This window comes from Sorangium sp. So ce145 (genome assembly GCF_051525985.1).
In the GTDB taxonomy this organism is placed as follows: Bacteria; Myxococcota_A; Polyangia; order Polyangiales; family Polyangiaceae; genus Sorangium; species Sorangium cellulosum_B.
Window position 1 is genome coordinate 4,601,959 of record NZ_CP150315.1, and the last position, 15,063, is coordinate 4,617,021.

At 71.8% G+C, this 15,063-nt stretch carries 11 protein-coding genes; 4 read left to right on the forward strand and 7 right to left on the reverse strand.

All coding sequences use genetic code 11. The annotated features are described in order from the left end of the window. Window positions 1-21 precede the first annotated feature (21 nt). The 3 genes from WMF34_RS17000 to WMF34_RS17010 all read left to right on the forward strand — a co-directional run bounded on the left by WMF34_RS17000 (window position 22) and on the right by WMF34_RS17010 (window position 5,102). On the forward strand, window positions 22-2,340 hold the full coding sequence (locus tag WMF34_RS17000) for a nitric-oxide reductase large subunit (RefSeq protein ID WP_437993923.1): 2,319 nt from the start codon (window positions 22-24) through the stop codon (window positions 2,338-2,340). Between the two features lie 156 nt (window positions 2,341-2,496). Beyond that, entirely contained in the window at window positions 2,497-4,011 is a 1,515-nt protein-coding gene (locus WMF34_RS17005) for a flavin-containing monooxygenase (RefSeq protein WP_012235913.1), read from the forward strand. A gap of 227 nt (window positions 4,012-4,238) precedes the next feature. Beyond that, window positions 4,239-5,102, forward strand: coding sequence for a hypothetical protein (locus tag WMF34_RS17010; RefSeq protein WP_012235914.1), 864 nt, complete (start codon window positions 4,239-4,241; stop codon window positions 5,100-5,102). 84 nt (window positions 5,103-5,186) lie between these two features. Here WMF34_RS17010 and WMF34_RS17015 read toward each other — a convergent pair whose 3' ends face one another. From WMF34_RS17015 to WMF34_RS17040, 6 genes are all read right to left on the reverse strand, one after another. Beyond that, the gene (locus tag WMF34_RS17015; RefSeq protein WP_012235915.1) at window positions 5,187-6,707 is read right to left on the reverse strand and encodes a hypothetical protein; all 1,521 of its coding nucleotides are present in this window, start codon (window positions 6,705-6,707) and stop codon (window positions 5,187-5,189) included. A gap of 123 nt (window positions 6,708-6,830) precedes the next feature. Then, complete coding sequence (locus WMF34_RS17020; RefSeq protein ID WP_231864887.1) at window positions 6,831-7,748, reverse strand: fibro-slime domain-containing protein; 918 nt, start codon at window positions 7,746-7,748, stop codon at window positions 6,831-6,833. 61 nt (window positions 7,749-7,809) lie between these two features. Next, window positions 7,810-8,376 carry a hypothetical protein gene (locus tag WMF34_RS17025; protein WP_044965088.1) on the reverse strand — a complete coding sequence of 189 codons (567 nt, stop codon included), beginning with the start codon at window positions 8,374-8,376 and terminating at the stop codon, window positions 7,810-7,812. Window positions 8,377-8,741: 365 nt separating this feature from the next. Beyond that, window positions 8,742-10,112 carry a sensor histidine kinase gene (locus WMF34_RS17030; protein ID WP_012235918.1) on the reverse strand — a complete coding sequence of 457 codons (1,371 nt, stop codon included), beginning with the start codon at window positions 10,110-10,112 and terminating at the stop codon, window positions 8,742-8,744. Then, on the reverse strand, window positions 10,109-10,780 hold the full coding sequence (locus WMF34_RS17035) for a winged helix-turn-helix domain-containing protein (RefSeq protein ID WP_044965090.1): 672 nt from the start codon (window positions 10,778-10,780) through the stop codon (window positions 10,109-10,111). Before WMF34_RS17035 ends, WMF34_RS17030 begins: the two co-directional genes overlap by 4 nt. A gap of 28 nt (window positions 10,781-10,808) precedes the next feature. Further along, window positions 10,809-11,411, reverse strand: a complete 603-nt coding sequence (locus WMF34_RS17040) for a hypothetical protein (RefSeq protein WP_012235920.1) — start codon at window positions 11,409-11,411, stop codon at window positions 10,809-10,811. 202 nt (window positions 11,412-11,613) lie between these two features. Here WMF34_RS17040 and WMF34_RS17045 point away from each other — a divergent pair, with 202 nt between their 5' ends. Next, window positions 11,614-12,102, forward strand: a complete 489-nt coding sequence (locus WMF34_RS17045) for a hemerythrin domain-containing protein (protein ID WP_012235921.1) — start codon at window positions 11,614-11,616, stop codon at window positions 12,100-12,102. Between the two features lie 42 nt (window positions 12,103-12,144). Here WMF34_RS17045 and WMF34_RS17050 read toward each other — a convergent pair whose 3' ends face one another. Beyond that, window positions 12,145-15,063: a biotin/lipoyl-containing protein gene (locus WMF34_RS17050; RefSeq protein ID WP_012235922.1), complete on the reverse strand. Its 2,919-nt coding sequence runs from the start codon at window positions 15,061-15,063 to the stop codon at window positions 12,145-12,147.

The window sequence follows — 15,063 nt, forward strand, 5'->3', positions numbered from 1 at the left end:
CACGCGAACAACGAGGTCGCTATGCATAACCTACGACGACTCTGGCTGGCGCTCGCCGCCGTCATCACCGCTGGCTTCTTGATACTCGGCTTCATGGGTCGGGAGGTGTACCGCAAGGCGCCGCCGATCCCCGAGCGGGTCGAGACGCCGTCCGGCCGGGTGCTGCTCACGAAGGACGATATCCTGGACGGGCAGCTCGTCTATCAGAGCATCGGCGGACAGCAGGTCGGCAGCGTCTGGGGGCACGGCGCTTACCAGGCGCCGGACTGGTCGGCCGACTGGCTCCATCGCGAGGCCGAGGCGCAGCTCGCGCTCTGGAGCGAGCGAGAGCACGGCGCGGCGTTCGCGGAGCTCCCGGACGAGGCGCAGGCCGCGCTCAAGGCGCGGCTCCAGCGGACGATGCGCCACAACGGCTACGACGCCGCGACCGGCGCGCTCACGGTCTCCGAGGATCGCGCGCTGGCGATCGAGCAGACCGCGGCGCACTACCGCGCGCTCTTCGGCGACGAGCCGAGCCTCACCGGCCTGCGCGAGAGCTACGCGCTGCACACGGGCGCGGTCCCCGACGCCGGGCGGCGCGACAAGCTGACGGCCTTCTTCTTCTGGACCTCGTGGGCCACGGCCGCGGAGCGCCCTGGCACCGGCGCCAGCTACACCAACAACTGGCCTCATGAGCCGCTCGTCGGAAACGTCCCCACGGCCGCCAACGTGATCTGGTCGATCGTGAGCATCGTGCTCTTGCTCGCCGGGATCGGCGCGCTCGTCTGGTACCACGCGTTCCGCCGCAGCGAGGAGCCGGCCGTCGCCGCGCCGGCGCGCGACCCGCTCTCGGGGTGGGTGCTCACCCCGTCGATGCGGGCCGTCGGGAAGTACTGCCTCGTCGTGGTCGCGCTGCTCGTGCTCCAGGTCGCGCTCGGCGCCCTGACCGCGCACTACACGGTGGAGGGACACGAGGTCTTCGGCCTGCCGGTCGCGGACTACCTGCCGTACGCGGTGACGCGCACCTGGCACGTCCAGCTCGGCGTCTTCTGGATCGCGACCGCGTTCCTCGCGGCGGGGCTGTTCCTCGCGCCGGCGGTGGGCGGGCGAGAGCCGAGGGGGCAGCGGCTCGGCGTGAACGTCCTCTTCGGGGCGCTCGTCCTCGTGGTCTTCGGCTCGCTCGCCGGAGAGTGGCTGTCGGTGAAGCAGCGCTTCGCGCTCGAGCACTCGTTCTGGTTCGGGCACCAGGGGTACGAGTACGTCGATCTCGGCCGCGCCTTCCAGATTGCGCTCTTCGGCGGGCTCGCGCTCTGGCTCTTCCTGATGCTGCGCGCGCTCTGGCCCGCGCTCTCGCGGCGCGACATGAGCCGGCACATCGTGCTGCTCTTCACTGGCGCGACGGTGGCGATCGGGATGTTCTACGGCGTGGGGCTGTTCTACGGCGCGAAGACGCACCTGTCGGTCATGGAGTACTGGCGCTGGTGGGTCGTCCACCTGTGGGTCGAGGGGTTCATGGAGGTGTTCGCCACCGCGGCGATCGCGTTCCTGTTCACCCGGTTCGGGCTCGTGCGGCCCGACAGCGCGGCGCGGGCCGCGCTCCTGTCGACCTGCATCTTCCTCGTCTCGGGCATCCCCGGCACGTTCCACCACCTCTACTTCAGCGGCACGCCGGTCTCGGTCATGGCCGTCGGCGCGAGCTTCAGCGCCCTGGAGGTCGTGCCGCTCGTCCTCGTGGGGATGGAGGCGCACGAGACCTGGCAGATGCAGCACCGGAGCGGGTGGATGCAGGCCTATCGCTGGCCCATCCAGTTCTTCGTCGCCGTCGCGTTCTGGAACTTCGTGGGCGCGGGGGTCTTCGGCTTCCTCATCAACCCGCCGATCGCGCTCTATTACATGCAGGGCCTCAACACGACCCCGGTGCACGCGCACGCTGCCCTGTTCGGCGTCTACGGGCTGTTGTCCCTCGGCCTCGTGCTGGTGATGCTCCGCCGCCTGCGCCCCGACGCGGTGTGGAACGAGGCGCGGCTCCGGGTGGCGTTCTGGGGGATGAACGGCGGCCTCGGGCTCATGATCCTCCTGAGCCTCCTGCCGATCGGGCTGGCGCAGGCGTGGGCCAGCGTCGAGCGCGGGCTGTGGTATGCGCGGAGCGCGGAGTTCCTGCAGCAGCCCGTCCTCGAGGCGCTGCGCTGGATGCGGCTCGTCGGAGACAGCCTGTTCATCGTCGGTGTCCTGGCCTTCGTCGGGTTCGTCGCGGGGCTCTTCACCCGCCGGCCGGCGGGCGCTGCCTCGGTAAAGCCCGCGCCCGAAGGTGAGGCGGCGGGGATGGCCACGCCGGCGGCGAGCGGCGCGCCGGCGGCCTGATCACCCGCGCGCCAGCGCCCGGCAGCGCGCTGGCGCGCCTCCTCGCCGCCGCCGCGCGGCGCCCAGAAATGTGCTCGTGGTATCGAGCTCAGCCGTGATCCGCCAGGCTATGCTCGGGCCCTGGAGCGCCACGGCGCTCGCCCCCGGGAACCCAGCATGTCCACCGAGCACTTCGACGTCCTGATCGTAGGCGCCGGCCTCTCCGGCATCGGGGCCGCCTACCACCTCCAGACGCGCTGCCCCGGCAAGCGGTATGCGATCCTCGAGGGGCGCAGCGCGATCGGCGGTACCTGGGATCTGTTCCGCTACCCCGGCGTCCGCTCGGACTCGGACATGTTCACCCTCGGCTATTCCTTCCGCCCCTGGAAGGAGGCCAAGGCGATCGCGGACGGGCCGTCGATCCGCGAGTACGTGCGCGACACGGCCCGGGAGCTCGGCATCGATCGGCACATCCGGTTCAATCACCGGGTTCGAGCCGCGTCATGGTCCTCGGAGCAGGCGCGCTGGACCGTCGAGGTGGACGTCGGCCCAGGCGAGGAGCGCGTCCGCATCTCCTGCAGCTTCCTGTACGTCTGCAGCGGCTACTACCGCTACGAGAGCGGGTATACGCCGAGCTTCCCTGGCCGCGACGACTTCCAGGGACAGCTCGTGCACCCCCAGCAGTGGCCGGAGGATCTCGACTACCGGGGCAAGCGCGTCGTCGTCATCGGCAGCGGCGCCACGGCCGTGACGCTGGTGCCCGCGATGGCCGCCGACGCGGCGCATGTGACGATGCTCCAGCGCTCGCCGACGTACATCGCCTCGCTGCCCTCGGAGGACCCGATAGCCAATGCGATCCGCGAGCACCTGCCGGAGCGGATCGCCCACCGCGTCGCCCGCTGGAAGAACGTCGCGCTCAGCCTGCTCATCTACCAGGTCTGCCAGCGCGCGCCGCGGCTGGCCCGGCGGATGCTCCGCGGCGGCGTCGCCCGGCAGTTGCCGCCCGACTTCGACATCGATACCCACTTCAACCCTCGCTACGATCCATGGGATCAGCGCCTCTGCCTCGTGCCGGACGCCGATCTCTTCCGCGCGGTGAGGGAGGGGCGCGCCTCGGTGGTCACCGACGGCATCCGGACCTTCACGAAGAACGGCATTCTGCTCGAGTCGGGCAAGGAGCTCCAGGCGGACATCATCGTGACGGCGACGGGCCTGGAGCTCCTGCTTTGCGGCGGAATCCGGCTCGCCGTCGACGGTGACGTCCTCGAGCCCGGCAGGTCGTTCATCTACAAGGGGTTGATGCTGGGCGGCGTCCCGAACTTCGCGCTCTGCCTCGGTTACACGAACGCCTCGTGGACGCTCCGCGCGGAGCTGGCCTCGACGTACGTCTGCCGGCTGCTAAGCCACATGGATCGCCACGGCTACCGGCAGTGCTCGCCGCGCCCTGAGGAAGCCGTCCTCGATACTCGGCCCCTGCTCGGCCTGACGTCGGGCTATGTGCGGCGCTCGGTGGACCACCTGCCCAAGCAGGGATCGAAGGCGCCGTGGTACTTCCGCCAGAACTACGTGCTCGATCTGCTCGCGATGAAGCTCGGCCCGGTGGACGACGGCACCATGGTCTTTTCCAGGGAGGGTCGGCCGCTGCGCCGCGAGCCCGCGAGCACGGAGCGCCCCCGGGGCGTGGAGGCCTGAACAGAGGCGCGCTCCGCTGGCGACCCAGATCGCTGGGCTCTCCCGTATCGCCATGGCCTGACTGCTGAAAAAGCGAGGAACAGGCGCGCCGACGCGCGTCCACCGCGCGCGCTCATGCTAACAACCGCGCCGGTCGTCCGAACGCAGACGAGCTGGCCATGGACGACCGAAGGCAGCCATCCTCACGGCCGCCTCGACGCGCGGGCCGGCGATGCATGGAGCTTTGAATGAGGTACTGTCTGTTCGTTGGATTGCTTGCCTTGCCCCTCCTGGGTTGCGGATCGGATCCCGCTGACAACGAGGGCGCGACGACGACGGGCGCGACGACGAGCACGGGCTCCGCGGGGACGGGAGGCGCTGGCGGGGAATCGCCGGGCTGCGCTCCGGCCGCGGCCCCGGACGTCACCGATGTCTCCGGCACGTGGGCGTACCGCGCCATCGGGTCGCAGCTCACCCAGGCGCAGGGTCTCCCGCCGTTCCAGACGCGCATCGTCAGCGTGATGCTCATCACGCAGCAGCAGAATGGAGACGCCATCTCCCTGCAGGGCACGTATTGCGATCACTACACCGAGGACCCGGACGCGATCGTGCACGCCGTCATCCCGGACAGCTTCCGCGGGGCGCTCGCGCCGGTGACCCGCGAGGGCACGTTTGCGGCAAACGAAGGGGGGCTCCGCTACAAGCTCGGGCCCCTCCACGAGGTGATCGGCGCGGCGCTCGGCGACCCGGCGCAGGACGAGCTGCCCACGGATCCGGAGGACGCTCGCGTCGTCGATCAGGACGAGGATGGGCACCCGGGGATGACGGTTCAGCTCCAGGGGCTCATCGACGGGTCGGTGTACGTGGCCGAGCGGGCGCGGACCGAGCTCGACGGCGTGGCGGTCGCGACCGATCGCATCGAGGGGCGGCTCGGTTTCGTGTCGGAGCAGAGCGTGCTCGAGACGGATCCTCCGAGCCTGAAGGCGACCATGGCCGCCTCGAGGACGTATCCCGATCCGGAGGAGTGCAACAGCACCTTCGTGATGGTCCGTACCCCTGACGAGGCGGACTGCGCCTGGATCATGGAAAGGGCCGACACGCTCTTCCAGTAAAGCCGCTCCCGGCGCTCGCGGCGCCCCGCGTGACCGAGCGCCTCCGGGTCACCGATCGAGAGGACACCGGCTTCGCTGGGCTGCTCACTCGGGCAGCCGCAGGACGAAGCCGGCGCCGGCGAGCCAGCCGCCGCTGGAGAAGCCGGGATAACCTGGGTTGTTCGTCTGCAGCCCTTCCACGCCGTCGAGCGGCTCGCCGCTCACGATGTCGACAAGGTTGTCGGGGACCTCGTCGAACACGGGGTTCCTGGCGGACGGGCTCTTCGACACCTCCCGCGGCACGAGCAGCTGGCCATGCAGGAACGCTCCCACGCCGAAGTCGGCGCCGAAGAGCGACACCGGCGTCTCGAACGAGGCGCTGGCCGCGAGGCGCGCGTTGTCGACGTAGTTGGTCCTGCCGGTCTGGTCCGGCACGGGAGACGGCGTGAAGGCGACGTCCGCGGAGACCCTGCGACTCCCCAGCACGACCGCGCCGCCGAGCCCCACGGACACCGTGCTCGACCACGGGTCGGGCGGGGTCTCCGCGTGCCGATCGCGGTACTCTGACCACCGCGTCAGGAGCGCGTGCGCGCCGATCTCCCAGACGGGCGGCGCCGGGCTCTTCGAGCGCGCGGCGCGCTCGCCCCCTCGGTCCTCGCTCGGCGGGCCCATGACCGAGGCCCCGACGCCGACGCGGGTCGGCTGATGGCCGAGCGTCAAGCGATAGGCCTGGGGGACCGAGGTCTCGCCCTCCGGATAGGTAGTGTTCCAGAAGCGGATCCTGTTCTCGCCGTCGGTGTCCGACGCCGAGGCGAGGTGGAGCGTGGCCGAGAGGCGCAGCCAGGGGGCTGGGCTGGTCGCGAAGGCGAAGTAAGGAGCGAAGACGCTCTCGACCTCCACGTCGGGGTTGATGAGGGCGGTCCGCTGGTCGCTGGCGTCGGGCACGTGGACGGCGGTCCGCGCGCTGGTGCCGATCGTGACGTCGACGCCCGCCCCGACGGACAGCCAGCGGGTGATTCGGCCAGCCATCGACACGGCCAGGCTGGTGACCGACAACCGATCTCCCAGCAGCTCGAACTCCAGCCGATTCGAGAAGTACTGCGCGCGCTCGTCGGCGAAGAAGGCCCGCTGCTCCTGGAAGCTCCTGAGCGGCAGCAGGGCGTAGAAGCCCAGGACGAGGCGGTCCTCGTAGAGCGGCCGCACGAACCCGAGCGTCGCGTAGCTGTTGATCTGCCGATCGCGCGTGTCATCCCGCGGGCTCGGGAGCTTCGACCCGGGCAAGGGCCGGTGGGTGAGCCGAGAGGTCGAGCCGTCCGGATTCCGGATCTGGCCATCGTACACCGACTCGGGCACGTCGACGCCCGGGGGGCGGGGCGCCAGGGTGATGTCGCCGCGCGTGACGAGCACGAAGAAGCCCGCTTGCGTCGTCGCGGGCGCAAACGGCAGGAGCGCGGGGTTGAAGAACGCGGCTTCCGGTCCCCGCGCGAGCGCCCGTGCGTTCAGCCCGTTGGCGCTCGTGGGAGCGCCGGTGATCTCCAGCGCGCCGGACGCGCGGGCGGCCCCGGCCTGGAGGAGCAAGGCGGACGCCAGCGCGAACGGCGTGGCGACGCAGACTTTGTGCGGCATAGGTGCTCGAGGCGCGGGAGTCTGCCGGAGGGCCGGCCGCGAGGTCAAGCCCTGAGCCGCGCAATTTTCCGCGTCGTCACGGGCTCACCACGCCGATGCATGATCGCATGAAGACCGTCGATGCTACTTCAGGATCGGGTCGCAGTTCGTGAACTTGAACGACGTCATCATCGTGAACACCGCACTGCCGCTGCGGCGCTCCGCGTAGAAGAAGTCGAGCGGATACTCCTTGCCGACCTCGATGCCGAGCGCCTCGGCGTACGCGTCGAGCTCGAGGAGCGCCGAGGTCGGGCTGTGGAGCCCGCCCATGTCGATCGCGAGGCGCCTGTTGATGAACACCCAGAGGTCGTCGTCGCCGTTGAAGAAGAAGACGCCGCCGCGCTGGTAGTCGAACGTCATGTGGAGCTCGTACGTGAAGCCGAAGTTGTGAACACGCCCCTCGTTGCCCCACCCCTGATCGTCGATGGGGAAGAACTGGTCTCCAGAGAAGAGCCCGAGGCCGCTCTCGCTCACCTGGAGCGGGACGTCGTACCGGATCGGTACGTTGACCGTGGGGTCGTCGTGATACCACTGATAGAACGCCTCGGGACCGGTCGTGTGCTCCGTCCCGCCCTCATGGGCATAGACCGGCTTGTCGTCGGGGCCGAGCTCGGGTGCGACGATCCCTTTCAGGCCGTTGCCCGCGAAGTTCTCGAAGTCGGGGTGCCCGCCGTCCGTGCTGAAGGCCTTGAAGTCGCGCACCACCCCCGCGAGCTTCGGCTCGCAACGCTCGTCTCCGCCAGCGCCGGCGCTGCCTTGTGCGGAGCCGCCACCGGCGCCGGGATCGAGGGTGCCGGGGTCATCACCGCCGGCGGTGGACGAGGACGAGGCGGGCGACGACGACGTCGTGGCGCCGAGGTCGCGACCGATGACGGCGATCTCGGTGGTGCACCCCGCGAGCGCCGTGCCCGTCGTGAGAAGGAAGGCCGGGAATCGCGGGGTGCCCGCGCGGGTGGCCGCCGTGGGCTCGGCTGGCTTCATCGAGATCGTCTCCTGTCGCATGGATGCCTCCGAGCTTGCCGGGCCTGCCCGCGATCGCTTCACGGACGCTCTGCACGGAGCCTCAGCTCCAGTGTGCGGTTAACTCGAGGTGATCATCGTTGTCGCCACCGCCCGAGATGATGCGCTGGCGGACGTGGTCTGCGCCGCCGATCACGAGGAGCTGCTCGCAGGAGCCGATGACTTCGGTCCACATGTTCTCATCGAAGCCGTGGCAACCGATCCAGAGAGCGCGGGTGAAGCCGCGGCGGGATTCGAGGACACGGACGTGGCCGGCGGAATAGTAGTTGGAGAAGACGCGCTGGCCGAGGGAGAAGAGGGTGGAAGGGGAGATGAGGCCCGCGATGACCTTGTAGATGCCGCTCATGTCGTCGTGCGTGCACTGACGGCCAATCTGGTGGATGAGCTCTTTGCCTTCGCCGGTCGTGCGCCGGATGGCCTGGAACAGGTCCTTGTACCAGGCGATCGGGTACCAGCCGGTGGAGACGAGGCTGCCGTAGCGGATGCCGTCGCGCAGCGGTTCACACATCTCATCCAGGCTGCGCTTCTGGAGAGGCTCGCCGCGCAGCTTGCCAAAGCTCGCCACCACGGAGCGAAACGCCACCCCCTTGACCTTCGGTTCGTCGGTCATCCCATCGCGCGAGCGCGCTCGGCAAGGAGGGTACCGCATCCCGCGGGAGCAGGCCAGCGCCCTGGGTGGCAGCGACGGGCCCGGCCAGGCGCGAGCCGCGGCTCCGGGCTCCTCTCCAAGACGCCCGAGGATCTCTATCAGAGCGCTCGCGGCCTCCGGCGCGATCTGGAGAGATGTCTCGCCGAGTGGACCCTGAGTGGGACGATCAAACCGTTCACACCGGGGGAGCACGACGCGTCCGATCAGCTCCAGATCCCCCAGAAGCTGTACGCGCGGGACGCGGAGATGGCTTTCCCCTCTCCCCTTGGCGTCCTTGGCGGCTTGGCGGTTTTTCTGCTGATCCGGGGCAACTTCCCCCAGCAGAGCTAAGGCACACGACGCGCGGTCTCCGGCGGCGCGGGCGCCCCGAGGCCTGCCGCGGGGCGGCGCAGCGTGAGCACCGCGCGGCAGCCGCCGCCGGGCGCGGCCTCGAGCCAGCACTCGCCGCCGTGGCGGCGCGCCACCTCGCGCGCGAGCGGCAGGCCGAGGCCGAGGCCGGCGCGGTTGCGGCGCCGCCCCTCGCCGGTGCGCGTGAACCGGTCGAACACCGCGTCGCGCTCGCCGGGCGGCACGCCGGGGCCTCGATCGTCGACCTGGAAGACCACCCGGTCGGGCTCCGGCACGACCCTCAGGACCACTGGCGCGCCCGCGGCGTAGGCGGCCGCGTTGCGGAGGAGATTCGAGAGTGCCGCCTCCACGAGCGCCGGGTGCACGCGCAGATCGGCGTCACCCTGCGCATCGAGCTCGAAGGCGCAGCCCGCGCGGACCAGCCCCGGCCGCTCGCGGGCCGCGGCCTCTTCCGCCAGCGCGACGGCGCCGGCCGGCTCGAGGCCCTGCTCGACCTGGCCCGCGTCGACCCGGGCCAGCGCGAGCAGGCCCTCCACGAGGCCCCGCAGGCGCTCCACCTCCTCGCGCACGGAGTCGAGCACCTCGCGGTACTCCTCGGCCCCGCGGGACCGGCGCAGCGCCACCTCGATCTCGCCGAGCATCGCCGTCACCGGGGTGCGCAGCTCGTGGGCCGCGTCGGCGGTGAAGCGGACCTGGGCGCGGTGCGCTGCGCCCAGGCGGTCGAGCAGCGCGTTCACGGCGGCGAGCAGGGCGCGGAGCTCCGCCGGGCCCGCCTCGGTGAGGCGGTCGCCGCCCGCGAGCGCGGTCACGCGCGCGGCCTCGGCGCACGCGCGATCGAGCGGCGCGAGCGCGCGGCGCACCGTGCGCCGGAGCAGCAGCGCCGCGGTCAGCGCGGCGGCGGCGGCGAGCGCGCCGTAGATGGCGGCGAAAGGGCCGACGCTGCGCGCGAGGGTGACGCGCGGGGCAGCGGCGGCGATGAGCACGTGCTCGCCATGTCCGTCGCGCTCGGCCTCGACCTCGGCCGGCAGGACCAGGAGGCGGAGATCGCCGACGTCGCCCGCGGTTGGGCGCTCCGCGGCGAGCGCTTCCCGCGCCAGATCCGCCGGGACGCGCGGGTCGCTCTGGATCGAGACCCACACCGACGCCGGCGAGCGGCTGTGCTCCACCTCCCACGCGCCGGGGGCCTCCGGGTGGGCGTGCTCGTGGGCCGCGGCGAGCAGCGCCCGGTCGAGCGCGCGCACCTCGGCCTCGTGCAGCAGCGCGGCGGTGCCGACGCCGACGCCTGCGAGCGCGCCGAGCACCACGGTGACCGCGCCCGCGACGAGCGCATCGGCCAGCGAGCGGCTCACCGCGGCCGCTCCTCGAGGACATACCCGACGCCCCGCACCGTGTGGATCAGCGGGCGCGCGAAGCCGCGATCCACCTTGGCCCGCAGCGCGCTGATGGCCACGTCGACGACGTTGGTACCAGGGTCGTGGCCCACGTCCCAGACGCGCTCCAGCAGGCGGGTGCGGCTGAGCACCCGGCCGGCGCTCTCCGCGAGCGCGCGCAGCAGCGCGAACTCCTTCGCCGTGAGGTGGATCTCCCGCCCGGCGCGCTCGACCCGGTGGGCCGCGAGATCGATCAGCAGGTCGGCCACCTCGACGCGCTCGCTGCGCCCGGCGCGGCGCGATACGGCGGCGATGCGCGCCAGCAGCTCCTCGAACGAGAACGGCTTGGGGAGGTAGTCGTCCGCGCCGCCGTGGAGGCCCTCCACGCGCTCGCCGACCCGGTCGCGCGCGGTGAGGCAGATCGCCGGGGTGGCGGCGCCGCCGCGGCGGAGCTCGCGGATGAGGTCCAGGCCGTCACCGTCGGGCAAGGCGCGGTCGACGAGGAGGAGGTCATAGTCGCCCTGGGCGAGCGCGCGCCGGGCGCCTGCGAGGTCCTCCTCCACGTGCACCTGGTGCCCTTCCTCGGCGAGGCCGCGGCGCAGGAAGCCCGCGATCTTGCGCTCGTCTTCGATGACCAGGATGCGCATGGGTCTCCGCCGTACTCGAGCCGGGGGCTCAGTCGTCGTCCTCTTCCCGTTCGCGTCGATCCGCGCCGGCGGCAGGCGTCGCCTCGCTGGCCGGTGCACTCTGGCCTCGGGCAGGCTCGGCGGCCAGGGCGCCGCCGCGCGTCTCTGGGTGCCGGATCTCGCCGCCCGCGGCGCCGGTCCAGGCCATGGCGCCGCTGGTCAGGATCGCGGCTCCGAGGGTGATCACCACCGGCGCGCTGGACACCGTCGGCCGGCGCTCGGGCGCATCGGCGAGCGTGATCGCCGCCGGCGCGCCGGGCGCCGTCCGGCGGCGCTCGGCGAGCAGCAGCGCCGCCATCCCCGCGAGCGCGGTCAGGCCCGCGAGCGCGGTCGCCACGCCGGCCCGCTCCTCGTGGACCTCCATGGCCTGCTCGGAGGTGCCTGGCTGGCGCTCGATGACGTCCTCGGCCGGCTCGCCGCTCAGGTAAGCGGCGGCGGCGCCGGCGGCCGAGAGCACCAGCACGAGCACCGCGGACCGCAAGGCGCCGCGCTCGGCGGGATGGAAGAACGCCAGGATCAGGAGCACCGCCGCGATGGCGAAGCCGACGATGGGGAGGTGGTTGATGATGAGGTGAAGATGCGCTGCGTTCATGAGGACCTCGCTCGGTTCAGCCCTCAACGTCTTCCCGGAACCTGGACCGGACCTCTGGCGATCATGAGAATTTCATGAGAACGCGGCGCCCGGCGCGTTGCGCCGACGCGCGGCGTTTGCACCTCCTGCCGCGCGGCGCCGCGCTGCCGGCGGGGCTCGGCGCTGGTACGTCTCATGCTCGGTCCCTGGATCGGAGGACACCATGAAGAAGGGGCTGTACGACGCGCTGCGCTGGGATCATCAGCGGCTGGACGAGGTGTTCGAGGGCCTGCTCAACCGGATGCATGCCGGCGATGCGGAGGCGGCGCGCGAGATGTGGGGAGCGTTCGAGCGCGAGCTCTCGGCGCACATGGAGGCGGAGGAGGCGGTGCTCCTGCCGGTGCTCGATCGCTTCGATCCGGAGGAGGCGGGCACCGTTCGCGCCGAGCACCTCGGCATCCGCAAGCTGATCGCGGAGATGGGGGTCGCGATCGAGCTCCACACCTTGCGGGAAGAGCGGGTGGAGGCGTTCGTCCGGGCGCTGCGGCAGCACGCCGCCCACGAGGAGGAAGGGCTGTATCCGTGGGCTGACCGGGAGCTGCCCGAGCCGGCCGTCGCGCGCCTGCTCGATCGGCTCGCCGCGGCGCGCGACGCCGTGAAGCGCGCCGCTCACCGGTCCTCGACGGCCGCGGCGGGGCCTCGGGCTCCTTGACCGGGCCGACGCGGCCCGCGGCGCCTCGGCCCACGCGCGGCCTCAGGCGCCCTCGGCGTCGAAGATCGCGTCCACGTAACGCAGCGTCGTCTCGCGCCGGCGGCGCGCGCGCTCGGCCGAGTCCTCCTCCACGAGCACCTCGTCGGGCTTCACGCGGAAGAGCGGCTGGCCCTTCTGCACGATCGTCCCCTCGCCGCCGTCGATGAGCACCTCCTCGACGGTGCCGGAGCACGGCGCGAGCACCTTGTTGAACATCTTCATGACCTCGATCACGTAGAGCGGGTCACCGGCGGCGAAATGGCTGCCCTTCGTCACGAACGGGGGCCGGTCCGGCGCCTCCTGGGCGTAGAACATGCCGCCGGTGACCGCGACGATCTCGTTGGCCCGCATGGCGGGCGGCGGCGCGAGCACCTTGCGCATGCGGGCCGAGAGCTCGCGATCGAGCAGGCGCTCGGGGATGTCGACCGTGCCATCCTCCCGCGCGCGGAGCTCGAAGAAGCGCGCGGCGTCCCCCGCGAGGACCAGCGCGTCGAGCAGCTCCAGCCCCGCCTGGAAGCCGAGGTGCGCGCCGCGAACCCGCCGCCAGAGCTCGGCGTCGTAGCCGTGAGGCGCGGTATCCCCGGACAGGTGCGCTCGCAGCTCGGGCCACGAAGGCGCGCCGCCCGCCTGGCCCATCCGCTCGCCGACGCGCCGGTAGAAGCCGAGCGCCCGCGAGAGCACCTCCTGGTCGTGATCCCAGATCACGTGGGCCGCGGGCGCCTGCGGCTGCGGCGTCATGTTGAGCAGCCAGTACGTGTCCGCGAGTACCTCGATCGGGTTCTTGAGCCAGCGCACCCGCCCCGATCGGATCTCGAAGGACCCCATGTTCCGGCTGAGCCACGCCGACAGGAGGTGCGGCTCCGCGCAGATCTTCTCCACGGGACGGCGCACCAGCGTGTCCTTCAGCGCGAAGACCTTCTTCAGCGCTCCTCCGCCGGTCGCCTCCGCGGCCCCGGCCCGCGCCGCGAGGCGGCGCTCGTGACGGGCGCCGAGCTCGGCCCACATCACGTCGAAATCGAGCCCCCCGAGCTCCACCGCGAGCAGGCCGACCTGCGTGAGGTAGGGGACCACGAAGCCCGTCGTCGGCTTCGCCCACACGCTCCGCGCGAGGAACCAGTGCACGAGCCCGTAATGAAACAGGAGGTTCGTGTGGAGATCGCTGCCGCGCAGCGTGGTCGTGCGCAGGATCTCGCAGATCCGCTGGTAGGCCTCCTCGCGCGAGGCGCCGTAGGTCACGAGGAGCGCGATGTTGCTGTCGTAGGCGCCGGCGACCCGGTAATGCATGAACACCCCCGTGTCGGGGTTCTTCACGCAGATGCCCTGATCGTCGCGGATCTCGTGCGGGTGCGGATCGCTCCAGGACACGATGATGCCGGCCGCGTGGGGCTCCAGCGCGCCGTTCGTCGCGTTGAGGCGCGCCTCCACCGCGGACCCTTCCCGCCGGACGCGGATCGGCCGGGGCAGCCGCTCCCCGTGGCGCGCGAGGAGGACCATGCACTCGACGAGCGAGGTCACCTCGAACGCGTCGGCCGGATCGGCCGGGTTCTCGAAGCGGAGGGCATAACAGAGCTCCGACACCCGGTGCTCGACCTGGATACGGGTGTTGACCTCCATGAAATAGTGGTGATCCCCCTCGACGATGCACTCGAACGTCGAGGCCGAGTTCAGCCCGACCGCCTGCCCGAACCGCTCCGCCTCGGCCTCCATCCGGGCGAGCGACGCGCGCTCGCGCTCGAGCGACGCCGCGCGCGGCGCCTCGCCGGCCGCGCGCGCCCGCTCGATCGCCTCGAGCAGCCCCTCCTGCGTCATCGCCACCTCGAGCAGCTTCTGCTCGTGCATCTGCAGCGAGCAGTCGCGCCCGCCCAGCGCGACGCACCACGCGCCGTTGCCGACGAGCTGGATCTCGTTGTGCCGCGTCTCCTCGACGTTGAGCTCGAGCAGGATGTTCTTGTTGTCGCCGACGCCCGCGGCCTTCACCTCCGCGAGGATCTCCCGCGCCAGCGCGGGGACCTCGGCCGCGCGCGCCCGCGCCGCGGCCTCGAGGGGCGCCGCGTCGGGCGCGACGCCGGCGAGGAGCCGCTGCCCCTTGCCGCCGCCGCCGCCGATGGCCTTGAGCCGGATCCGCCGCCCCGGGTGGCGAGCGAGCAGCTCGGCCGCGCCCCGCTCGAGCTCCTCGCAGAGCTCGTCGGTCGTGTAGAGATCCACGCGCCGCGCGTACGCCGCCGCGAGCAGGGCGTCCGCCGCCTCGGCGAGCGGGATCCCGTCGGCGAGCCGCGCGCCCGGGGCGCCCGCGCCGAGCAGCCCGCGGTCCGCCGCGGCCGCGCGCAGCGCCGCGTGATCGGGCCACTTGCGGAGCACGATCCGCCGGGTCGCGTCGTCGATGCCGGGCGTCACGCTGACCGCGGCCGCGAGCGCCGTCCGCTTCGCCTCGTCCTTGAGCCCGGCGGCGCGCTGCACCGACGAGCGCGGGCCGATGAAGACGAGCCCCGCCTCCTCGAGCGTGCGCACGAACTCCTCGTCTTCGGCCATGAAGCCGTAGCCCGCGAACACGTGCGTGTAGCCGCCGGCACGGGCGATCGCGACGATCTCCTGCATCAGCTTGACGCGCTCGTCCTTGGTGGCGCCGGTATAGTCCTTCACGCGGTGCACGTGCGCCGGGTGGAGACAGCGCAGCTCCGGCGCCAGGGCGTGCGTGTAGACGATCGAGTCCTTCTCCGACAGGAGGATGCCGTAATGCTCGATCCCCATCTGGGCGAAGACATCCATCGCCTCTTTCCGGATCGGGCCCCGGCAGACGATCAGCGGCCGCACGTCGTCGGCGGCGAACGAGCGCGCCCACGCCGAGCTCGAGCGGCCGAGCCTGCGGTCGCGCACCACCCTCGGGTTGCGGTCGTAACCTCGCCTGGTCTCGAATCCATCCAT

Coding starts and splice junctions, on each gene's coding strand:
- WMF34_RS17040 (WP_012235920.1), bottom strand. CDS start 11,411: ATGAACGCAGCGCATCTTCACCTCATCATCAACCACCTCCCCATCGTC.
- WMF34_RS17020 (WP_231864887.1), bottom strand. CDS start 7,748: ATGCGACAGGAGACGATCTCGATGAAGCCAGCCGAGCCCACGGCGGCC.
- WMF34_RS17000 (WP_437993923.1), top strand. CDS start 22: ATGCATAACCTACGACGACTCTGGCTGGCGCTCGCCGCCGTCATCACC.
- WMF34_RS17045 (WP_012235921.1), top strand. CDS start 11,614: ATGAAGAAGGGGCTGTACGACGCGCTGCGCTGGGATCATCAGCGGCTG.
- WMF34_RS17035 (WP_044965090.1), bottom strand. CDS start 10,780: ATGCGCATCCTGGTCATCGAAGACGAGCGCAAGATCGCGGGCTTCCTG.
- WMF34_RS17010 (WP_012235914.1), top strand. CDS start 4,239: ATGAGGTACTGTCTGTTCGTTGGATTGCTTGCCTTGCCCCTCCTGGGT.
- WMF34_RS17025 (WP_044965088.1), bottom strand. CDS start 8,376: ATGACCGACGAACCGAAGGTCAAGGGGGTGGCGTTTCGCTCCGTGGTG.
- WMF34_RS17050 (WP_012235922.1), bottom strand. CDS start 15,063: ATGGATGGATTCGAGACCAGGCGAGGTTACGACCGCAACCCGAGGGTG.
- WMF34_RS17005 (WP_012235913.1), top strand. CDS start 2,497: ATGTCCACCGAGCACTTCGACGTCCTGATCGTAGGCGCCGGCCTCTCC.
- WMF34_RS17015 (WP_012235915.1), bottom strand. CDS start 6,707: ATGCCGCACAAAGTCTGCGTCGCCACGCCGTTCGCGCTGGCGTCCGCC.